Raw genomic sequence first — 20,165 nt, forward strand, 5'->3', positions numbered from 1 at the left:
TTGTTTGATCATCGAACCATCCCCTACGCTCGGGGGCATGCCCACCGCGCCCGACCTGTCCGCCTTCCGCACCCCCGCCGCGCCGGGGCGTCCCTCTCGGGGGCTGCGGCTGGGCCTGGCCGCGGCGCTCGCCGTGGTCTGGTTCGCCGTGCTCGGCCTGGGCGGCCCCGTGTTCGGCGCGATCGGCGACGTCTCCTCGAACGACCAGGCCACCTTCCTGCCGGCGTCGGCCGAGTCCACCCGCGCGGGGGAGGAGGCGGCGGCGTTCCAGGACGGTGAGGCCGTGCCCGCCGTCGTCGTGGGCCCGGCGAGCACCGCGGACCCCGCGGCCGCCTTCCCCGCGCTCGCGGACCTCGCGGGCCTGTTGGGCGAGGTGCCGGGCGTGGTCGACGTCGCCGGTCCGATCCCCTCCGAAGACGGTGCGGCGGTGCAGTTCCTGGCCTTCGTCGACTCCTCGGCCGGGGCTGAGCGACCCGTGGCCGACGTGGTGGCCGACCTGCGGGAGGTCGTGGCGGACCCGGCGGCCGCCGCCCCCGCCCTCGCCGGGACCGTGGCCGCGGACACCGAGTGGCACGTGGGCGGTCCGGCGGGCCTGGTCGCGGAGCTGGGCGGCGCGTTCGCGGGGATCGACGGGCTGCTGCTGCTCGTGGCGCTCGTGGTGGTGTTCGTGATCCTCGTGGCGGTCTACCGCTCCGTCCTGCTGCCGGTCCTCGTGCTCCTGACGGCCGTGGCCGCGCTCTGCGGCGCGATCGTGGCCGTCTACGGGATGGCCCTGGCGGGCTGGATCCAGCTCAACGGCCAGGCCCAGGGCATCCTCTCGATCCTCGTGATCGGCGCGGCCACGGACTACTGCCTCCTGCTCGTGGCCCGGCACCGCGAGGAGCTGCTGGTCCGCGCGGAGGTCGGGGAGGCGCTGCGGGCCGCCGTGCGCGGGTCCTTCGGCGCGATCACCGCGTCCGCCTCCACCGTGGCCCTCGCCCTGCTGATCCTGATGGCCTCGGACCTCAACTCGACGCGCTCCCTCGGCCCCGTGGCCGCCACGGGTGTGGCCTTCGCGTGGCTCGCCGCCCTGACCCTGCTGCCGGCGCTGCTGCGGCTGACCGGGCGTGCCGCCTTCTGGCCCACGATCCCGTCCCCCGAGCGCGCGCGCCGTCGCACGGAGCGCCGCGCCGCCCGGGGCCGGGCCTTCACCCCGCCGCGCGACGGCGCGGGCCGGCCCATCGCCGGCCTCGAGGAGGACCACGGGGTGTGGACGCGGGTGGGCACCGTTGTCGCGCGCCGGCCCCGCCCCGTCTGGGTCGCCACGACAGTCGGGCTCCTCGCCCTCTGCGGCGGCCTGCTGCAGCTGCGCGCGGACGGCGTCGCCCAGGAGGACGTGCTGCTCGGCGACTCCGACGCCCGGCAGGCCCAGGCCCTGCTGAGCGAGCACTTCGACGCCGGCGCGGGCGCCCCCGCCCAGATCCTCGCCCCGGCCGGGGACGCGGAGGCGGTGCTCGCCGCCGTCGCGGAGGACCCCGGCGTGGCCGAGGCCGAGGTCACCGCGGACGCCCCCGAGGCCGCCGCGGGCCCACCCCCGGGCGTGACCGACGCGGAGGGCGGGGCGGGTGCCGCGTCGGCGCCGGAGCCGCAGCCCCGCGTGGTGGACGGCCGCGTGCTGGTCTCGGCCACTCTGGCGGACCCGGGCGAGTCCCTCGCCGCGCAGCAGACCGTGGCCCGCCTGCGCGACCGGCTCGCGGACCTCCCGACCTCGGGCGAGATCCTCGTGGGCGGCCCGGCGGCCCAGGCGCTGGACACGAACGTCACCACGCAGCGCGACCTGCGGGTCGTCATCCCGCTGATCCTCGCGATGCTGCTGGTCATCCTCGCGGTGCTGCTGCGCTCGCTCCTGGCACCCGTGCTGCTCGTGGCGGCCACCGTGGTCAGCTTCGGTGCGGCCCTGGGCGTCTCGGCCCTCGTGTTCCGGCACGTGTTCGGCTTCGAGGACGCCGACCCCACCGTGCCGCTGTACGGCTTCGTCTTCCTCGTGGCGCTCGGGATCGACTACACGATCTTCCTGATGACCCGGGCGCGGGAGGAGACCCCGCGGCACGGCACGCGGGCGGGCGTGCTGCGCGCCCTCACCGTCACGGGCGGGGTCATCACCTCGGCCGGCGTCGTGCTGGCGGCCACCTTCGCCGCGCTCGCGGTGATCCCGCTGATGTTCATGGTGCAGTTGGCGTTCATCGTGGCCTTCGGCGTGCTGCTGGACACGCTGATCGTGCGCTCCCTGCTGATCCCGGCGCTCGTGCGGGACATCGGCCCGAAGGTGTGGTGGCCGGCGAAGGTCGACTGAACCGCGCAGGAGGGAGGGGCCCGACCGTCAGTGCGGTCGGGCCCCTCCGGTGCACGGGCGCCTCAGGGGCGCGCGGTCACTTCTTCTTGGCCTTCTTCGCGTCCGACTTCTTCGTGCGCCCGGCCTTCGGGGCGGGCGCGGACTGGGCGCCCTTCACGCGGCCCGCGGCGGCGGCCTCGGTGGTGGTGCCTGCGCTGCTCAGCCGGCCGTCGTCGGTGGTCAGGAACGAGCGCATGAACCACTGGAACAGCTCGAGCTGGGCCACCTGGTCGATGAGGATGTCCTGCGTGACCGGGTCGAGGTCCTCGGTGGCGTCGATCGCGGCGCGGTGGTCCGTCACGACGCCGTCGTAGACGAGGTCCAGGGCGGCCAGGTGCTCCAGGGTCGACGCGCGGCCCAGCGTGTAGTCGTCCCACGTGCGGGCGGCCACGAGCGCGCCCGGGGTGCCCGCGGGGGAGACGCCCAGGGTGGCGATGCGCTCCGCGACGACGTCGACCATGCCGCGGACCAGCTCGATCTGGGGGTCGAGCATCTCGTGCACGCCGATGAAGCCGGGGCCCACCACGTTCCAGTGGGCGTGCTTCAGGGTGAGCTGCAGGTCGTTGAGGGCGTGCAGGCGACCCTGGAGGATCTCGGCGGTGCGGCGGCCCGTGCTCAGGGACAGGCCCGGGACGGTGTACTCGGCGGCGTTCTTCTCGGCCATGGTGGTGCTCCTTCTCTGTCGGGACGGGCGCGCCGTCGGCGACGCCCCGTGATCTGCCATCCAACCGCGCGAGACCCCCGCGCTTCCAGGGCCGGGCGCCTGCACCGGGACGGATCAGGGATGGACCCGGGGCCCGGGAATGGATCGCGGACGGCCCGCGTTGACCCCCGCAGAAGCAGAAGTGAGTGAAGTCGACTCAGGTTCACTTGACAGTCCACCACCCCGGTGGCAACCTGAGTCATGAAGGCTCAAGTCCCTGCGGCGCCGGCGCCCCCGGCCCGCGGGTCCGGCCCCCGCTTCACCGTCAGACAGGAAGGACCCCACCATGTCCCGTGCAGTCGGCATCGACCTCGGCACCACCAACTCCGTCGTCGCCGTCCTCGAGGGTGGCGACCCGGTCGTCATCGCGAACGCCGAGGGCGCCCGCACCACCCCGTCCGTCGTCGCGTTCTCCAAGGGCGGGGACGTCCTGGTCGGCGAGGTCGCCAAGCGCCAGGCCGTCAACAACCCGGAGCGCACCTTCGCGTCCATCAAGCGCCACATGGGCACCGACTGGACCACCGAGGTGGACGGCAAGAAGTACACCCCGCAGGAGATCTCGGCCCGCACGCTGATGAAGCTCAAGCACGACGCCGAGGAGTACCTGGGCGAGAAGGTCACCGACGCGGTGATCACCGTGCCCGCCTACTTCAACGACGCCGAGCGCCAGGCCACCAAGGAGGCCGGCGAGATCGCGGGCCTGAACGTCAAGCGCATCATCAACGAGCCCACCGCGGCCGCCCTGGCCTACGGCCTGGAGAAGGGCAAGGAGGACGAGCTCATCCTGGTCTTCGACCTGGGCGGCGGCACCTTCGACGTGTCCCTGCTCGAGGTCGCCAAGGACGAGGACGACTTCGCCACCATCCAGGTGCGCGCCACCGCAGGCGACAACCGCCTTGGCGGCGACGACTGGGACCAGCGGATCGTGGACTGGCTGCTCCAGCAGGCCAAGTCCAAGGGCGCGGACCTGTCCAAGGACAAGATCGCCCTGCAGCGCCTGAAGGAGGCCGCGGAGCAGGCCAAGAAGGAGCTCTCCTCGGCCACCTCCACCAACATCTCGCTGCAGTACCTGTCCGTGACCCCCGAGGGCCCGGTGCACCTGGACGAGCACCTCTCCCGCGCCAAGTTCCAGGACCTCACCAAGGACCTGCTCGAGCGCACCCGCAAGCCGTTCGAGGACGTCATCAAGGAGGCCGGCGTCAAGGTCTCCGACATCGACCACGTGGTCCTCGTCGGCGGCTCGACCCGCATGCCCGCCGTCTCCGACCTGGTGAAGGAGCTGACCGGCGGCAAGGAGCCCAACAAGAGCGTGAACCCGGACGAGGTCGTCGCCATCGGCGCCGCGGTGCAGGCCGGCGTGCTCGCCGGCGAGCGCAAGGACGTGCTCCTGATCGACGTGACCCCGCTGTCGCTGGGCATCGAGACCAAGGGCGGCGTGATGGCCAAGCTCATCGAGCGCAACACGGCCATCCCGACCAAGCGCTCCGAGACGTTCACCACGGCCGAGGACAACCAGCCCTCCGTGTCCATCCAGGTCTTCCAGGGCGAGCGCGAGTTCACCCGGGACAACAAGGCGCTGGGCACCTTCGAGCTGACCGGCATCGCCCCGGCCCCGCGCGGCATGCCCCAGATCGAGGTCACCTTCGACATCGACGCGAACGGCATCGTGCACGTCTCCGCGAAGGACAAGGGCACCGGCACCGAGCAGTCGATGACCATCACGGGCGGCTCCTCGCTGTCCAAGGAGGACATCGACCGCATGGTCAAGGACGCCGAGGCCCACGCGGACGAGGACAGGAAGCGCCGTGAGGCCGCCGACCGCCGCAACCAGGCGGAGCAGTCCGCGTACTCCGTGGACAAGCTCCTGCAGGACAACACGGACAAGCTGCCCGAGGACGTCAAGACCGAGGTGCAGGCCGACGTCGACGCTCTGAAGGCCGCCCTGGAGAAGCAGGACAACGACGACGAGGTCGCCGCCGCGTTCGAGAAGCTCCAGGCCTCCCAGGTCAAGATCGGCGAGGCCCTCTACGCCCAGCAGGGCGCGGAGTCGGCCGACGCCGGCGCCGAGTCCGCCGCCCCGCAGGGCGACGACGAGGACATCGTCGACGCCGAGGTGGTCGACGAGGACGACGAGAAGAAGGCCTGACACCCCGGTGCCGGGGCGGGCGTCCACGCCCGCCCCGCCCGGAGGCCCACGACGCCGGCGGGCCGGCCCGGCAGCGTCCCTGCCAGGCCGGCCCGCCGGCCTTCCCGCACCACCCCCCCGCGCGGCGGACCCGCCGCGCCCACCCGCTTCGAAAGGACACACCATGAGCGCCGACCAGCAGCGTCCGCACGGCTCCTCCGACGCCGAGCGCGGCTCCGAGGAGGAGCCCATCGTGTTCAATGACCGTCGCCGCATCGACCCCGAGACCGGTGAGCCCCGCGTCTCCGCCGAGAGCGCGGCCGAGCAGGCCGAGGACGGCGACGCCCTCGCCCAGGCCGAGCGCATCCTCGACGAGGCCGGGGCCGAGGCGCCGCAGCCCGCGGCCTCGGATCGCGAGGCCGAGCTCGAGACCGACCTGCGCCGTCTGCAGGCCGAGTACGTGAACTACAAGCGCCGCGTGGACCGCGACCGCGACCTGGCCAGGGACGCCGGCGTGCTCAAGGCCGTCACCGCGCTGCTGCCGGTGCTCGACGACATCGACGCCGCCCGCGCCGCCGGCGACCTGACGGACGGTCCGTTCGCCGCCATCGCGACCAAGCTCGACACCGCCCTGGCCGGCCTCGGCCTCGAGCGTCACGACCAGGAGGCCCTGGCCGGCGTCGAGTTCGACCCGGCCGTGCACGAGGCCGTGATGCGCCAGCCGCACGCAGAGGTGCCCGCGGACCACGTGGTCCAGGTCTTCCGCAACGGCTACCTCCGGGACGGCCGCGTGCTGCGCGCCGCCCAGGTGATGGTCTCCGCCGGAGACGAGTGACCCCGTCGGCCGGCGGCCCACCCCGCCGCCGGCCGACCCCCTGACCGATACACACGAGAGGAGGCACCATGGCCTCGCAGGATTGGATGGACAAGGACTTCTACGCGACCCTGGGGGTGTCCAAGGACGCCTCCGATGCGGATGTGAAGAAGGCCTACCGCAAGCTCGCCCGCACCCACCACCCGGACCAGAACCCCGGGGATGAGGCGGCCGAGAAGAAGTTCAAGGAGATCTCGGAGGCGTACGCCGTCCTGAGCGACCCCCAGGAGCGCCAGGAGTACGACGCGATCCGCGCGATGGGCGGCGGCGCCCGGTTCTCCGCCCCGGGCGGTGCCGACGGCGGCGGCTTCGAGGACGTCTTCGGCGGCATGTTCGGCGGCGGGGGCGGCCCCCGCACCACGCAGTCCGGGCCCGACCTGTCGGACCTGTTCAGCGGGATGTTCGGCGGCGCCGCAGGCCAGACCGGCGGCTTCGGCCCCGGCGGCTTCGGCGACGCCGGCTACGCGCGGCCGCGCCCCACGAAGGGCGCGGACCGCACCGCCACCACCACGATCTCCTTCCGCGGCTCGATCCAGGGCACCACGGTGTCCCTGCGCGCCCCGGACGGCGAGACGATCGAGGTGAAGATCCCGAAGGGCATCCGTGACGGCCAGAAGGTCCGTGCCCGCGGCAAGGGCGCGCCCGGTGCGGCCGGCCGCGGCGACCTGCTGGTCACCGTGCGCGTGCGCGAGCACGAGTTCTTCCACCGGGACGGGGACGACCTGCGCATCACCGTGCCCGTCACCTTCCCCGAGGCCGCCCTCGGCGCCACGATCGAGGTGCCCACGCTGGAGCGCCCCGTGAAGGTGAAGGTGCCGGCGGGCTCCCAGTCCGGCCGCGTGCTGCGCCTGAAGGGCCGCGGTGTCGAGCGCGGGAACAGGACGGGTGACCTGCTCGTGGAGCTGCGCGTCACCGTGCCCACCGAGCTCAACGACGACGCCCGCGCCGCCGTCGAGGCCCTGCAGTCCGCCCTGGCCGGCGACGATCCGCGGCGGGAGCTGGCCCGGAAGGCCGCCTGGTGAGCGCCCGCGACGGCGCCGCCCGCGCGGACCGCGGCCGCGAGCGGGGTCCTGACCGGAACGCCCCCGTCTTCGTGATCTCCGTGGCCGCCGAGATGGCGGGCATGCACCCGCAGACCCTGCGCCAGTACGACCGGCTCGGCCTCGTGGTCCCCGCCCGCCAGGGCGGACGGCACCGCCGCTACTCCCTGGCCGACGTCGAGCGGCTCCAGACCGTGCAGGCCCTGAGCGGCGAGGGCATCTCGCTGGAGGGCATCCGCCGCGTGATCGCGCTGCAGCGCGAGGTCGAGCAGCTGCAGGACACCGTGGTCGAACTGTCGGCCCAGGTGGACCGCCTCCACCACGCCTCCCGCCTGGCCCGCGTCTTCACCGTGGGCTCCGGCGGCGACGTCTCGGCCCGGTACGCCGACCGGATGGCCGCCCGCCGCCAGGCCGCGGCACGGACCGAGGCCGACGCCGCGGGCCAGGCCTCCCCGGGTGTCCTGCGGACGCTGCCCTCCGGCGTCGCGGTCCCCCGACGGGTGCTCACGTGGCAGCCCGGGCAGGACTGAGCCGGGCGTCGTTCGGGGCGGCCGCACGGTCCCGCGTCCGGGAGCGGCTGCGCGCCGACATGGCCCGGCGCGACGGCCTGGGCCGGCGGGCCCGCAGCGCCCTGGACGGGATCGTCCACGCCCTCAAGCCGGAGGGCATGGACCCGCAGCTGCCCGCCCGGCATCTGCTGGACTACGTCCTCGATGGACCGGACGGTCCGCGCGCCGTGGTCGCCGCGGGGGACCCCGCGACCGCCACCCACCTGACCTGGCTCGTCTCCGGCATGGGCATCCGCCCCCAGACGGCCATGTGGGGGACGGCCCGGGAGGCCGCCCACCTCGCCGCCGCCCAGCGTGCCGCCGGCGCACCCCGTCCCGTCGTCATCGCGTGGCTCGGCTACCCCGCGCCCTCGCCCTGGCGGGTGGTGCTCGACGGCCCCGGCCGGCGCGGCGGCGCGATGCTCGCCGCGGATGTGCGGGCCTGGTGGGAGTTCCTGCGCCACGGGCCGGGGGAGGACGACGACGCCGCCCCGGCCCTGCGCGCCCGCGGGACCGCCGTGCACGGGGCCGTGGAGGCCCACTCGTACGGCTCGCTCGTGGCCGCGCACGCCCTGCGCCTGCTCGCGGACCGGGGCCTGCAGCCCGACGACGCCGAGGCCCCGTGGCCGGCCGAGCGTCCCGTCGAGGCCCTCGTGGTCTCGGGCGCGGTCGGGCTGCCCGCCGCCCTGGCAGCCCGGGCCGCGCACCTCGGCCTGCGGTCCGGACGGGTGTTCCGCGCCCTGGCCCCGGGCGACCTCCTCGCCCGGGTCGGCCGTGCGGTGGGCCGTCGTCGGGACTGGACGGACGCCGCCGTGCTGCCGGTGGCCCCGCGGCCCGGCCTGGCGGGGGCCGCCGTCCGCGGCCACCACACGGCCCGCTGGTCGCCGACGGCCCCCGGGGACGCCCCGAGGGGCTACCGGGACGCCGGGTCCGTGACGCTCGCGGCGACCGCGCGGGTGACCGCCGGCCTGCCGCTGCCGCCCGTCCCGGACGGCGCCGACCCGGCCGGGCCGGTCGCCCCGGCCTGAGCCGTCCCGTCGGGCCCCGTGCTCAGCGGCGGCGGTACGCCAGGTCGAACACGAGACGCCCGGCCCGCTGGGACTTCGCCTCGAAGCTCGTGATCGGTCGACCCTCGAACCGGGGCGCCCAGCCGCCCTCGTGGTCCACGGGGTCCGCGGCTGCCGCGCCGGCCCGCGCCTCACCCAGGCCGGCCCGCAGCGGCCGCTCCTCCTCGGCCGCGCGCTCCCAGCCCGCGGGCAGCGGCTGGGCACCCACCTCGGTCTCCCTGCCCTCGCGGCGCACCCGCGTGAGCGGGGAGTCCTCGCCCGCGGCGCGCCCGGGGAAGAGGTTCTCGAACTCCGGGTGCGCCTCGAGCACCTCGCGCATCTGCACGGCGTAGCCCGACCAGTCCGTCGCCAGCCGCAGCACCCCGCCGGGGGCGAGCACCCGCGCCACGCGGTCCGCGAAGGCGGGGGAGACCAGGCGGCGCTTGTGGTGCCGCTTCTTGTGCCACGGGTCCGGGAAGAACACCCACACCTCGGACACGGAGCCGGGCGTGAGCAGGGCGTCCAGCAGCTCGGGGGCGTTGGCCTCCACGGCGCGGACGTTCTCCAGGCCCTGCTGCTCCACGCGCGTCATGAGCGCGGCCAGGCCGGGCACGTAGACCTCGACGGCGAGCACGTTCCAGTCCGGCCGGTCGGCGGCGGCCTGCGCCGTGGACTCGCCCAGCCCCGAGCCGATGTCGACCAGCAGGGGGGCCTCGCGGCCGAACACCCCCGCCCAGTCCAGTCGGGCCTGGGCGTCCACCGAGGTGGCGCCGCGGCCGCGGGGCACGTCCACGAGGACCCGCTCCGCCTGGCGGTCCCACACGGCCTGCCGCCCCGCGTTCAGGCGCGCACCGCGCCGGACGAAGGAGACCGGCTCCCGTCGGACGAGGGCGGGGTCCTTGTCCCGATTGTGGTCGTGCGCGTGGACGCGCTCGGCGGGCGGCGGGACGGCGTCGGGGCCGGGTGCGTCCGGGCGGGGGCGGGGGAGGTGCTCAGTCATCGCCCCGATCCTGCCACGGCCGTGCGTCGACGGCGCAGACCGCGGTCGACGACGGCGCCCGGCACCGGGGTCAGGGGGTGCCGCTGGAGCGGTCTCCCGACGTGGGCGACGCGGGCGCCGAGGCCGTCGTGGCGGTCGGCTCGGGCGCGGACTCGGTCGGGTCCGGCGCGGGGTCCGTGGCCGGCGCGCTCGTGGACGGACCGGACGGGCTCGGGGACGTGGGGGTCGGCGTGGCGGAGGTCGGCGTCGGGTCGGGGGTGCTCGGCGTCGGACTGCCGGATCCCGTGCCCGACGGCGAGGACGAGGTGGGGGGAGACGTCGGGGAGGACGAGGTGGGGGGAGACGTCGGGGAGGACGGCGTGGCCGAGCGGGTGGGCGCGGGGGTCGAGGAGGACGGGGCCGTGCTGCTCGGCACCGGAATGGTCGCGCTGGGCGTCGGGGCCGCCGTGTCGGCGGGCGCGGACGGGGGCGGCACGGGTGCGCCGGTGGCCTCCTCCGTCCACGAGGACGTCTCGGGCTCCGGCTCGGGGGCGGGCTCCGGCTGCTGCTCCTCGGGGGTCGGGGTGGAGCGGTCCGGCAGACGCAGGTCGGCGGGGGCGGAGGCGGCGTCCGCGGCGACGTGGCCCAGGTCGGACAGCCAGGGGGCTGCCGTGTCCCGGGGGATCCGCACCGTCAGCACACCCGCGGCGGCCGGCGCCATGGACGCCTGGTCCGCCTCGAGCAACAGGCTGCCGTCCGGGAGGAAGACCACCGCGTCCCAGACGCGACGGTTCTCCACCTGCTCCGGCGCGTCGACCGCCGAGTCCAGGCGCGAGCCGATCACGTCCGGGTCGTTGGCCATGCGCTGGCGCACCTCGGCGCGGAACGCGTCCCAGCCGTCGGGGGTGAAGAGATCGGCGGTCTCAAGCACGCGGTCCTCGCGGGCCGAGTACCAGATCACGTGCGAGGTGGACACGGAGTCCGTGCCGCGCCGTTCCGTGGCGAGCAGGCGGGCCGCGGCGATGTCCTCGGCCACGACGGCGAGCTGCGGCTGGATCTCCAGGCGCGGGTCCGCGCTGGGGTCGGTGTCCCGGCGGTACTGGTCGATCTGGGCGCGCACGGCCCCGGCCATGGCCTCCGACCAGGCCGGCGCCCCGGGCACCTGCAGCCACGCCCCGTGGTGGTCCGGGTCCTCGCCCTCGAGCACGGCGACGCTCGCCTCCGGCACCCGCTCGAGGTCGTGCGAGGGGACCTCGACCGTGAACGGGGCCATGTCCATGGACGGCAGGGCGGAGGCCGCCGTCGTGTCGGGCGCAGGCTCGGGCTGCGGCTCGGTGCGAGCACAGGCGCTCAGCGCCACCAGGGCGACGGCGGCCAGGCCGAGGGTCGCGCGGCCACGGCGGGGGGAAGGCAGGACGGGACGCATGCGATTCACTTCCGGTGGCCGGAGGACTCCAGGATGGCCTCGACGCGGGCGGCCATCTCATCCGCGGTCGGCGGGCGCCAGTCCGGGTCGTTCCGGCGGCGGGCGTCGCGGCGCAGGCGCAGGACCACCCAGGTCGCGAGGAAGGCCAGGATCAGGACCAGGACGATGTTGGAGAAGACGTCCGCGTACTCGGAGATGACGTGGAACCGCTCCCCGAGCGCGTAGCCGCCGTAGACGAAGATCGCGTTCCAGATGAGGGAGCCCAGCGCCGTGAACAGGGTGAACTTCGCGAGGTTCATCCGCTCGATGCCCGCGGGGATGGAGATCAGGGAGCGGAACACGGGGACCATGCGGCCCAGGAACACGGTCCAGTAGCCGTAGCGGATGAACCAGCGCTCGGTCTTGGCCACGTCCTCCATGTCCACCAGCGGCATGCGGTCCGCGATGCGGTACATGCGGCGGCGGCCGAGCCACGCGCCGATGCCGTAGAGGGCCAGTGCGCCGACGATCGAGCCGACCGTCGCCCAGACCAGCGCGGCATGCGGGCTGAAGGCGCCGCCGGCCGCGGTGAAGCCGGCCAGGGGCAGGATCACCTCGGACGGGATGGGCGGGAAGATGTTCTCCGCGAAGACGGCCAGGCCGACGCCGATCGGGCCGACCGCCTCCATGATGTCCACGACGATGTTGCCGAGCCAGCCGTAGTCGGTGGGCGCGGCGGCGGCCACGGTCAGGGGTGTGACGAGGGGGAGCATGCGCCCCATTGTCCATCATCGACCGCCTCCGCGACGTGGTGGAGGCGCCGACGTCGTCCGCTCTGCGCGCACAGTCGCGCCTCCGGGCGGGCGGGAGCGGGCTGCCGTTGGTAGTGTCAGAGGTGCTGACCGCTCACCGACCGTTCGCGCCACACCCCACTCCACGTGCGTGCCGCGGGCCCTACTGGAAGGAAGACTCCATGAGCATCGTCCAGATTCCGCTGCGCCTGGCCTCCGGCGCGTTCATCCTGAACTCCGGCCTGAACAAGCGCGGCATCTCCGCGGAGCAGGCCCAGGGCCTGCGCGACATGGGCGCCCGCGGCCTGCCCGCGCTGGCCAACCTGTCGCCGGAGCAGTTCAAGAAGTTCCTCGTGGGCACCGAGATCGGCGTGGGCTCGGCCCTGCTGGCCCCGTTCGTCCCGGGCTGGCTCGCCGGCTCCGCCCTGACCGCGTTCTCCGGCGGCCTGTTCTCCATGTACCTGAACACCCCGGAGATGACCGAGGCCGACGGCGTGCGTCCGTCCCAGGAGGGCACCGGCGTCGCCAAGGACATCTTCCTGGTCGGCTCCGGCCTGGCCATCACCGCCGACTCCGTGGCCAACCGCCCCGGCAAGCGCCGCAAGGCCGCCAAGAAGCGCGCCGCCCGCATCGAGGGCGCCCGCGACGCCAAGGTGCAGGCCATCCGCGACGCCCAGGACGAGAAGGTCGCCGCGATCCACGCCGCCCGTGAGGAGCAGGTCGCCGCGCTGCGCGAGGCCCGTGACGAGCTGAAGAAGCTGCGCAAGAAGGCCTGACGCCTCCGCCGCACGCGTGAGGGGCCCCGCCCGGACCATGGTCCGGGCGGGGCCCCTCACGCATGTGCCCGCCCACCGGGCGGGCAGGCTCAGAGGTCGATCTCGGTGGGGTGCAGCACGCGGCGCAGGAAGTCCTGGGTGCGCGGCTGCTGGGGGTCGGAGATCACCGCGGCGGCCGGGCCGGCCTCCACCACGACGCCGCCGTCCATGAACACGACCCGGTCGGCCACCTCGCGGGCGAAGCCCATCTCGTGGGTGACCACGAGCATGGTCATGCCGTCGCGGGCCAGCTGGCGCATGATCGCCAGGACGTCGCCGACGGTCTCGGGGTCGAGGGCCGAGGTGGGCTCGTCGAAGAGCATCAGCTGCGGGTCCATGGCCAGCGCACGGGCGATCGCCACGCGCTGCTGCTGGCCGCCGGAGAGCTGGTCCGGGTAGCGGTCCTCGAGCTCGGCCAGGCCCACGCGGGCCAGCTGCCGACGGGCGATGTCCGCCGCCTCGGCCTTGCCCCGCTTGAGCACCTTGAGCTGGGCCACGGTGCAGTTCTCCAGCACGGACAGGTGCGGGAACAGGTTGAACTGCTGGAACACCATGCCCACGTGGCGGCGCAGCACGTCCAGGTCCACGTCCTCGTCCGTGACCGTGAACTCACCGACCGTGACGACGCCCGAGTCGGGCTTCTCCAGCAGGTTCACGCAGCGCAGGAGGGTGGACTTGCCCGAGCCGGACGGGCCGATCAGGCACACGACCTCGCCGGGGGCGACGTCGAGGTCGATGCCGCGCAGCACGTGGTTGGCGCCGAAGGACTTGTTGAGGCCGGCCACGTGCACGCCGGCGGCGTCCGCGGCGGCCACCGCGCCGAAGGATCCGGTGATGGGGTTCTGCTGGGCCATCTCAGTGCCCCTTCTTGGTCGAACGGGCCTCGAACCGGCGGGCCAGCAGGGACAGCGGCACGGTGATCACGAGGTAGAACAGGCCGGCCACGAGGATCGGCGTCATGCCGGCGTCGAGGGCGGAGATGCCGTCGCGGCCGAACTTGGTGAGCTCGTACTCGTGCGCGGCCAGGCCGAGCACGTAGACCAGCGAGGAGTCCTTGGTCAGGAGGATGACCTCGTTGGTGAGCGGCGGCAGCACGATGCGGAACGCCTGGGGGATCACGATGGTGACCATGGCCCGCCACGTCGGCATGCCGAGGGACCGGGCCGCCTCCATCTGGCCGCGGGGCACGGCCTGCAGGCCGGCACGCAGGGTCTCGGCGATGTACGCGGCCGAGACCATGCCCAGGGCCGCCATCACGACGACGGGGATCGGCCAGGACACCCCGAACGCGAAGGGCACCCCGTAGCCGAAGGCGAGGAACACCAGCAGCGCGGGGACGCCGCGGAAGAACTCGACGTAGGCGGTGGCCAGCCACCGGTACGGGCCGAACGAGCTCAGGCGCATGAGCGCGAGCACGACGCCGCCCAGCAGGCCGACGACGAACGAGGTGACCGTGTAGAACAGCGTGTTGCCCAGGCCCACGAGGATCACGTTGGGGAACATCGGGGCCACGGCGGGGAAGTTCAGGACGTTCTCGGCGAGCGTGCCCCAGTCGATGAGGACGGCCAGGACGACGAGGGCGAGGACGAAGACGGCCGCCTGGATGATCAGGGACAGCCGGCGACGGCGGCGCGCACGGCCGGGCTTCATGGCCGGTGCGGGCGAGACGGGGGCCTGCGTGCTCATCGGTAGTCCTCCTGTGCCTGACCGAACCAGCGCTCCTGGAGCTCGGCCACGGTGCCGTCGTTGCGCAGCTCCTGCAGCGCGCGGTTCACGGCGGAGCCGAGTTGCGCCTTCTGCGGGCCGACCGCCATGCCGAGCTGCTCGCCCGTGGGCAGCGACTCGACCACCTCGAAGCGATCGTCGTCCTTGAGCGAGTAGAGCAGCACGGACTGGTTGCCCAGGGCGGCGTCCACGGTGCCGGCCTGGATGGCCTGGATCTGCATGCCGCCGTCCTCGAACTGCACGGGGCTCAGGCCGTTCTGCTGGGCGTACTCGTCGCCGGTGGTCGCGGCCTGCACGCCGATCCGGCGGCCCTTCGCGGACTCGACGTCGGTGATGCCGGAGCCCTTCTTCGCGACCAGGACGAGGTCGTCGTCGAGGTAGGGGAGGGTGAAGGCCATGACGCGCTGGCGGGCCTCGGTGATGGAGATCGACGAGGCGTTCACGTCGCAGCCGGTGAGCGAGGCACCCGACTCGATGGCCTCGAACGAGGAGTCGATCACGTTCACCCCGAGACCCAGCTTCTCCGCCACCGCCTCGACCAGCTGGATGTCGTAGCCGGTCAGCTCGCCCTTCTCCTCGAACTCGAAGGGCGGGTAGGGGATGTCGGAGCAGACCGTCAGGACGCCGGGCTGGACGAGGCCGTACGAGGTGCTCAGGTCGTCGTCGGACACGATGCCGGCGGATCCGGCGTCGCCGCCGAGGACCGCGCAGCCGGTGAGCAGCGCCGCCGACGCGGTGAGCCCCACGGCGCCGAGGAGGCGGGGGTGGATGCGGGTCATGGAGTGCCTTCTGTGCCGCCGTCGGGAGGACGGGCGTGCGGGTCGGAGGGAGCCGGCAGAGTGACGTGTTCCACCGTGATTGGTGGTCATCGTAGTGGGTCGGGCGCCGTCGCGGGCGCCGGGAGACGGCTCGTCCCCCGGAGCGAGCCGATCGACCGGTGGCCCTCTCGCGACCCGCCTCCGCAGGCGAAAGCTGGCCCTGCGCTGTGGGGATTGTCAGGCTGGTCACATCGTCGTCACCCGGTCTGAGAGGTCTCTCATGCTCCGCCCCGCCGCCCCCCGCTCGCCCCGCCGTCGCCCTGTCCCTGCTCGCGGTGGGCGCCCTCGCGCTCGTCGGCTGTGCCGGGGGCGGCGGCGAGGCCTCGTCCTCCGCGTCGGCCGACGCGTCGGAGTCCGCCTCGATGGGGGCCGGCTCGGACCTCACGGACGAGCAGGAGGAGCGCGTGGAGGCGCTCGAGGACGTCCTGCTCACGCCTCAGACCGCGCCCGACGGCGTGTTCATGGACATGGAGACCCAGGTCGGCGGCGGGGGTGAGCCGATCAGCACGAGTCTGAGCCTGACGGGCGTCACCCCCACGGGCGCCTGCGCGGACCTCATCGAGCAGATCAACACGCAGCAGGCGCCCGGGCTCGGCGGTGCGCTGGCCCAATACGAGGTGGACCCGGCCGCGGTCACCGGCCTGGCCGGTTCCCAGGCCGGGGCGTTCGGCATGGTCGCGGTCACCGAGGACGGCACCGATCTGCTGGAGCCCTTCGGCGAGCTGGCCGACACGTGCGGCACGTTCGGCGACCCGAACGGCGTCGAGGCGGCCTTCACGACGGTGCCCGGCGTGCCGGACGCGGTCCACATCTCCCTGGGGAACTCGGGCATGGACACACCCGTGTTCACCATGACCGTCGGAGGCGTCACGGACGGGGACGAGCTCGTGTACCTCGGCATGGTGGGCCTCGACGAGGAGATCGCGGCCGAGACGCTGCGTGCCCAGGTCGAGGCGTTCGAGAAGCGGGAGCGCTGACCCGTCAGTCGTCGGGCCGGGGCGTCGGCTCGAGGCGGGCGCCGTCGTCGGACACCGGATCCGCGTGGAACGGGCTGCCCGAGCTGACGTCCTCCGGGCCCCGCTGCCCCGACTCGACCGCGAGGAGGCGCCCCTCCTCGGAGAGCAGGGGTGTGGCCTCGATCGTGAGGCTCTCGCCGGCGCGTACGGCGTCGGCCACGAGCCGGGCCAGGCGGCGGTTGCGGGCCTCGTACCGTTCGGAGTCCTCGAGCACCGCGGTGTGCCGCGTCGCCAGCTGGATCTCGACGGAGGCGTCGATGCCGACGGCCAGCTGGCGGGCACGCAGCACCTCCGCGTCGAAGGCGGCCCCGGCCAACAGCACGATGCACGCCACCCACGCGAGGGCGAGCACGCCGATCGCGGAGTTGATCCGCCCGACCACGGCGAACTGGCCGAACCGGTCCGTGATCCAGCCCAGGGCCACGGTGGCGCCGAAGAGCAGGACCACCACGGCCACGGCGCCGAGCGAGAGCGGGCGGTAACGGGGCTGCCGGACGTTGGGACCCAGGCGGTAGGCGAGGGTCACGATGAGGGCGATCACCACGAGGATGACCGGCCACTTCACCACGTTCCACGTCTGGACCGTCTCCTCCGGCAGGCCGACGGCCTGGCCGAGGCGCTGGGAGAGGTCCCCGCCGACGACCACCAGGATCGTGATCAGCACGGCGCCGAGCATGAGGGCGAGCGTCTCGACGAAGACCACGAGGCGGAAGTGGAGGAAGGGCCGGCCCTCGCGGGTGTCGTGGATGCGGTGCATGGCCCGGTGGAACGCGCCGACGGCGCCCGAGGCGGACACCACGGTGCCGACGGCCCCCAGGACGACGGCGCCGGTGCCGGGCCCGGCCGAGCCGAGGGTCAGGATCCACTCGCGGACGACGTCGGGCGTCAGCGACGGCCAGATCTCGGCGGCCAGGTGGGCCGCGGCGTCCACGGTCTCCTCCTCGACGCCCAGCAGCGAGACCACGGAGAGCAGGGCGATGACGGTGGGCAGCAGGGACAGCGCCCCGAAGAAGGTCATGGCGGCGGCCACGTCCCAGACCTGCAGCTCGAAGAGCCGGTGCAGGGTGCGGCGCAGGACGTACAGCAGGGACACCCGCGGTCGGGCGTACGTGCGGAGGCGCCGGGGCGCTGCTGTGGAGCCGGCCATGGCACCAACGTACCGGCGCGCGGGGGAATAGCCCTGGCACGAGGGGGGTTGAGCTACATAGACTCAACTTTGTCTCGGCGGTGGGAACGGCCCGCCGTCGACGGTTGTCCGACACCCCCGGGACACGGGGGAGAGAAGGAGCGAGGCGCACATGGATGCCAAGTTCACCACCAAGAGCCAGGAGGCGCTCTCGGCCGCGGCCATGAACGCCTCCACCGCCGGCAACCCCCAGATCGAGCCGGCCCACCTGCTGAAGGCCCTGATGGACCAGCGGGAGTCCGTCGCCGTGGCCGTCCTCAAGGCCGCCGGGGCCGACCCCGACGCCGTCTCCACGGCGGCCTCCTCGGCCATCCGGCGCCTGCCCTCCACCCAGGGCAGCACGGTGGCCCAGGCGCAGCTCTCGCGCGCCGCCCTGCAGGTCGTGCAGAACGCGCGCACCCAGGCCGAGCAGCGCTCGGACCAGTTCGTCTCCACCGAGCACCTGCTGCTCGGCGTGGCCGCGGATCCGGGCGATGCCGGTGAGGCACTGCGCTCGAACGGGGCGAGCCTCGAGGCGCTCGCCGCCGCCCTGACCCAGGTGCGCGGCGACTCGCGCGTCACCACCCAGGACCCGGAGAACACCTTCCAGTCCCTGGAGAAGTACGGCACGGACCTCACCGAGGTCGCCCGCTCCGGCAAGCTCGACCCGGTGATCGGCCGCGACGCCGAGATCCGCCGCGTGGTGCAGGTGCTCTCGCGCCGCACCAAGAACAACCCCGTGCTCATCGGCGAGCCCGGCGTCGGCAAGACCGCCGTCGTCGAGGGCCTGGCCCAGCGGATGGTGGCCGGGGACGTCCCCGAGTCCCTGCGCGGCAAGACGCTGATCAGCCTGGACCTGGGCGCCATGGTCGCCGGCGCCAAGTACCGCGGCGAGTTCGAGGAGCGCCTGAAGGCCGTGCTCGAGGAGATCAAGGCCGCCGAGGGTCAGGTCGTCACGTTCATCGACGAGATCCACACCGTCGTGGGCGCGGGCGCGTCCGAGGGCGCCATGGACGCGGGCAACATGCTCAAGCCCATGCTGGCCCGCGGCGAGCTGCGCCTGATCGGCGCGACCACCCTGGACGAGTACCGCGAGAACATCGAGAAGGACCCCGCCCTGGAGCGCCGCTTCCAGCAGGTCTACGTGGGCGAGCCCAGCGTGGACGACACGATCGCCATCCTGCGCGGGCTCAAGGAGCGCTACGAGGCCCACCACAAGGTGGCCATCGCCGACTCCGCGCTCGTGGCCGCGGCCACGCTGTCCCACCGGTACATCACCGGCCGCCAGCTGCCCGACAAGGCCATCGACCTCGTGGACGAGGCCGCCTCGCGCCTGCGCATGGAGATCGACTCCGCCCCGGAGGAGATCGACGTCCTGCGCCGCCAGGTGGACCGCCTGACCATGGAGGAGCTCGCCCTCGAGGGCGAGACGGACCCGGCATCCGTCGAGCGGCTCGAGGCCCTGCGCGCCGAGAAGGCGGACCGCGAGGAGGAGCTCACCGCCCTCACCGCCCGCTGGGACGCGGAGAAGGCGACCCTCAACGAGGCCGGTGACCTGCGCGCCAAGGTGGACGAGCTGCGCTCGCTGGCCGAGAAGGCCCAGCGCGACGGCGACCTCGCCGAGGCCTCCCGCCTGCTGTACGGCGAGATCCCCGCGCTGGAGAAGCAGCTCGAGGAGGCGGACCGCGCCGCCCGCGAGGCCGACCGCTCGACCACCGAGCCGATGGTCTCCGAGGAGGTCACGGCGGACGACATCGCCGAGGTGGTCTCCGCGTGGACCGGCATCCCCGCCGGCCGCATGCTCACCGCCGAGTCCGAGAAGCTGCTCACCATGGAGGAGCACCTCGGCGAGCGGCTGATCGGGCAGCGGGACGCCGTCGTCGCCGTCGCGGACGCGGTGCGCCGCTCGCGGGCCGGCATCGCGGACCCGAACCGGCCCACCGGCTCGTTCCTGTTCCTGGGCCCCACGGGCGTGGGCAAGACCGAGCTCGCCAAGGCGCTCGCGGAGTTCCTCTTCGACGACGAGCGCGCCATGGTGCGGATCGACATGTCCGAGTACGCGGAGAAGCACTCCGTCTCCCGCCTGGTCGGCGCCCCTCCGGGCTACGTCGGCTACGACGAGGGCGGCCAGCTCACGGAGGCCGTGCGGCGTCGCCCCTACTCGGTGGTGCTGCTGGACGAGGTGGAGAAGGCCCATCCCGAGGTCTTCGACATCCTGCTCCAGGTGCTCGACGACGGCCGCCTCACCGACGGCCAGGGCCGCACCGTGGACTTCCGCAACGTGATCCTGATCCTCACCTCGAACCTGGGCTCGCAGTTCCTCGTGGACCCGACCCTGGACGAGGCCGCCAAGCGCGAGTCCGTGATGTCCGTGGTGCGCGCGGCGTTCAAGCCCGAGTTCCTCAACCGCCTGGACGAGATCGTGCAGTTCGACGCGCTCACCGTGGACGAGCTGACGCGGATCGTGGACCTGCAGGTCGAGTCCCTGCAGGCGCGCCTGACGGACCGCCGCCTCACCCTCGAGGTGTCCGACGCCGCCAAGGCGTGGCTCGCCGAGACCGGGTTCGACCCGGCCTACGGCGCCCGGCCCCTGCGCCGCCTGGTGCAGCGCGAGATCGGCGACCGCCTGGCCCGCGGCATCCTCGCCGGGGAGATCGCGGACGGGGACACCGTGGTCGTGGACCGCGTCGAGGGCGAGAACGGCCTCACCGTGACCCGCAAGGGCTGACGCCGGGACCGACGGC

17 protein-coding genes are annotated in these 20,165 nt (G+C 73.8%); 9 read left to right on the forward strand and 8 right to left on the reverse strand.

The genetic code is table 11. The features are described 5' to 3' along the window. Window positions 1–37 precede the first annotated feature (37 nt). On the forward strand, window positions 38–2,332 hold the full coding sequence (locus tag SJ20_RS02555) for an MMPL family transporter (RefSeq protein WP_044658847.1): 2,295 nt from the start codon (window positions 38–40) through the stop codon (window positions 2,330–2,332). 76 nt (window positions 2,333–2,408) lie between these two features. On the opposite strand, the gene SJ20_RS02560 is transcribed toward SJ20_RS02555, so the two are convergent. Next, on the reverse strand, window positions 2,409–3,035 hold the full coding sequence (locus tag SJ20_RS02560; protein WP_044658848.1) for a Dps family protein: 627 nt from the start codon (window positions 3,033–3,035) through the stop codon (window positions 2,409–2,411). Window positions 3,036–3,360: 325 nt separating this feature from the next. Here SJ20_RS02560 and dnaK point away from each other — a divergent pair, with 325 nt between their 5' ends. The 5 genes from dnaK to SJ20_RS02585 all read left to right on the forward strand — a co-directional run bounded on the left by dnaK (window position 3,361) and on the right by SJ20_RS02585 (window position 8,689). After that, on the forward strand, window positions 3,361–5,220 hold the full coding sequence (dnaK, locus tag SJ20_RS02565) for a molecular chaperone DnaK (RefSeq protein WP_044658849.1): 1,860 nt from the start codon (window positions 3,361–3,363) through the stop codon (window positions 5,218–5,220). A gap of 163 nt (window positions 5,221–5,383) precedes the next feature. Beyond that, a complete protein-coding gene (locus SJ20_RS02570; protein ID WP_044658850.1) occupies window positions 5,384–6,034 on the forward strand; it encodes a nucleotide exchange factor GrpE in 651 nt (216 codons plus the stop codon). 68 nt (window positions 6,035–6,102) lie between these two features. Beyond that, window positions 6,103–7,095 (forward strand): DnaJ C-terminal domain-containing protein, encoded by a 993-nt coding sequence (locus SJ20_RS02575; RefSeq protein WP_044658851.1) that lies wholly within the window; start codon window positions 6,103–6,105, stop codon window positions 7,093–7,095. After that, the gene (locus SJ20_RS02580; protein WP_044658852.1) at window positions 7,092–7,643 is read left to right on the forward strand and encodes a heat shock protein transcriptional repressor HspR; all 552 of its coding nucleotides are present in this window, start codon (window positions 7,092–7,094) and stop codon (window positions 7,641–7,643) included. Before SJ20_RS02575 ends, SJ20_RS02580 begins: the two co-directional genes overlap by 4 nt. After that, a complete protein-coding gene (locus tag SJ20_RS02585) occupies window positions 7,622–8,689 on the forward strand; it encodes an alpha/beta hydrolase (protein WP_235281231.1) in 1,068 nt (355 codons plus the stop codon). Before SJ20_RS02580 ends, SJ20_RS02585 begins: the two co-directional genes overlap by 22 nt. A gap of 22 nt (window positions 8,690–8,711) precedes the next feature. Here SJ20_RS02585 and trmB read toward each other — a convergent pair whose 3' ends face one another. The 3 genes from trmB to SJ20_RS02600 form a co-directional block, all read right to left on the reverse strand. Beyond that, window positions 8,712–9,707: a tRNA (guanosine(46)-N7)-methyltransferase TrmB gene (gene trmB, locus SJ20_RS02590; protein ID WP_002853950.1), complete on the reverse strand. Its 996-nt coding sequence runs from the start codon at window positions 9,705–9,707 to the stop codon at window positions 8,712–8,714. A gap of 70 nt (window positions 9,708–9,777) precedes the next feature. Next, window positions 9,778–11,112 carry a hypothetical protein gene (locus tag SJ20_RS02595; RefSeq protein WP_044658853.1) on the reverse strand — a complete coding sequence of 445 codons (1,335 nt, stop codon included), beginning with the start codon at window positions 11,110–11,112 and terminating at the stop codon, window positions 9,778–9,780. Window positions 11,113–11,117: 5 nt separating this feature from the next. After that, window positions 11,118–11,864 (reverse strand): DedA family protein, encoded by a 747-nt coding sequence (locus SJ20_RS02600; protein WP_044658857.1) that lies wholly within the window; start codon window positions 11,862–11,864, stop codon window positions 11,118–11,120. 200 nt (window positions 11,865–12,064) lie between these two features. Between SJ20_RS02600 and SJ20_RS02605 the strand changes: the two genes are divergently transcribed. After that, window positions 12,065–12,658 (forward strand): hypothetical protein, encoded by a 594-nt coding sequence (locus SJ20_RS02605; RefSeq protein ID WP_002853955.1) that lies wholly within the window; start codon window positions 12,065–12,067, stop codon window positions 12,656–12,658. Between the two features lie 89 nt (window positions 12,659–12,747). Here the strand turns inward: SJ20_RS02605 and SJ20_RS02610 are convergent, their stop codons facing one another. From SJ20_RS02610 to SJ20_RS02620, 3 genes are read right to left on the reverse strand one after another with little or no spacing between them, the layout of a single operon-like run. Next, a complete protein-coding gene (locus SJ20_RS02610) occupies window positions 12,748–13,551 on the reverse strand; it encodes an amino acid ABC transporter ATP-binding protein (RefSeq protein ID WP_002853962.1) in 804 nt (267 codons plus the stop codon). Between the two features lies 1 nt (window position 13,552). Beyond that, the gene (locus SJ20_RS02615) at window positions 13,553–14,383 is read right to left on the reverse strand and encodes an amino acid ABC transporter permease (protein WP_044658854.1); all 831 of its coding nucleotides are present in this window, start codon (window positions 14,381–14,383) and stop codon (window positions 13,553–13,555) included. After that, window positions 14,380–15,201: an ABC transporter substrate-binding protein gene (locus SJ20_RS02620; protein WP_002853969.1), complete on the reverse strand. Its 822-nt coding sequence runs from the start codon at window positions 15,199–15,201 to the stop codon at window positions 14,380–14,382. The genes SJ20_RS02615 and SJ20_RS02620 overlap by 4 nt, the downstream gene beginning before the upstream one ends. A gap of 314 nt (window positions 15,202–15,515) precedes the next feature. Here SJ20_RS02620 and SJ20_RS02625 point away from each other — a divergent pair, with 314 nt between their 5' ends. Further along, window positions 15,516–16,217, forward strand: a complete 702-nt coding sequence (locus SJ20_RS02625) for a hypothetical protein (RefSeq protein WP_235281233.1) — start codon at window positions 15,516–15,518, stop codon at window positions 16,215–16,217. A 4-nt stretch (window positions 16,218–16,221) separates the two neighbouring features. On the opposite strand, the gene SJ20_RS02630 is transcribed toward SJ20_RS02625, so the two are convergent. Then, on the reverse strand, window positions 16,222–17,403 hold the full coding sequence (locus SJ20_RS02630) for a YihY/virulence factor BrkB family protein (RefSeq protein WP_044658855.1): 1,182 nt from the start codon (window positions 17,401–17,403) through the stop codon (window positions 16,222–16,224). A 151-nt stretch (window positions 17,404–17,554) separates the two neighbouring features. Between SJ20_RS02630 and clpB the strand changes: the two genes are divergently transcribed. Then, window positions 17,555–20,149 (forward strand): ATP-dependent chaperone ClpB, encoded by a 2,595-nt coding sequence (gene clpB / locus SJ20_RS02635; RefSeq protein ID WP_002853975.1) that lies wholly within the window; start codon window positions 17,555–17,557, stop codon window positions 20,147–20,149. The last annotated feature ends 16 nt before the right edge of the window (window positions 20,150–20,165 follow it).

The organism is Micrococcus sp. MS-ASIII-49, from assembly GCF_000946635.1.
GTDB classification, from domain to species: Bacteria; Actinomycetota; Actinomycetes; order Actinomycetales; family Micrococcaceae; genus Micrococcus; species Micrococcus luteus.

Excerpts from the sequence above, each read along its gene's own strand:
- SJ20_RS02620 (WP_002853969.1), bottom strand. The coding sequence starts at position 15,201 with ATGACCCGCATCCACCCCCGCCTCCTCGGCGCCGTGGGGCTCACCGCG.
- SJ20_RS02560 (WP_044658848.1), bottom strand. The coding sequence starts at position 3,035 with ATGGCCGAGAAGAACGCCGCCGAGTACACCGTCCCGGGCCTGTCCCTG.
- SJ20_RS02595 (WP_044658853.1), bottom strand. The coding sequence starts at position 11,112 with ATGCGTCCCGTCCTGCCTTCCCCCCGCCGTGGCCGCGCGACCCTCGGC.
- SJ20_RS02630 (WP_044658855.1), bottom strand. The coding sequence starts at position 17,403 with ATGGCCGGCTCCACAGCAGCGCCCCGGCGCCTCCGCACGTACGCCCGA.
- SJ20_RS02615 (WP_044658854.1), bottom strand. The coding sequence starts at position 14,383 with ATGAGCACGCAGGCCCCCGTCTCGCCCGCACCGGCCATGAAGCCCGGC.
- clpB (WP_002853975.1), top strand. The coding sequence starts at position 17,555 with ATGGATGCCAAGTTCACCACCAAGAGCCAGGAGGCGCTCTCGGCCGCG.
- trmB (WP_002853950.1), bottom strand. The coding sequence starts at position 9,707 with ATGACTGAGCACCTCCCCCGCCCCCGCCCGGACGCACCCGGCCCCGAC.
- SJ20_RS02610 (WP_002853962.1), bottom strand. The coding sequence starts at position 13,551 with ATGGCCCAGCAGAACCCCATCACCGGATCCTTCGGCGCGGTGGCCGCC.
- SJ20_RS02605 (WP_002853955.1), top strand. The coding sequence starts at position 12,065 with ATGAGCATCGTCCAGATTCCGCTGCGCCTGGCCTCCGGCGCGTTCATC.
- dnaK (WP_044658849.1), top strand. The coding sequence starts at position 3,361 with ATGTCCCGTGCAGTCGGCATCGACCTCGGCACCACCAACTCCGTCGTC.
- SJ20_RS02600 (WP_044658857.1), bottom strand. The coding sequence starts at position 11,864 with ATGCTCCCCCTCGTCACACCCCTGACCGTGGCCGCCGCCGCGCCCACC.
- SJ20_RS02570 (WP_044658850.1), top strand. The coding sequence starts at position 5,384 with ATGAGCGCCGACCAGCAGCGTCCGCACGGCTCCTCCGACGCCGAGCGC.
- SJ20_RS02555 (WP_044658847.1), top strand. The coding sequence starts at position 38 with ATGCCCACCGCGCCCGACCTGTCCGCCTTCCGCACCCCCGCCGCGCCG.
- SJ20_RS02575 (WP_044658851.1), top strand. The coding sequence starts at position 6,103 with ATGGCCTCGCAGGATTGGATGGACAAGGACTTCTACGCGACCCTGGGG.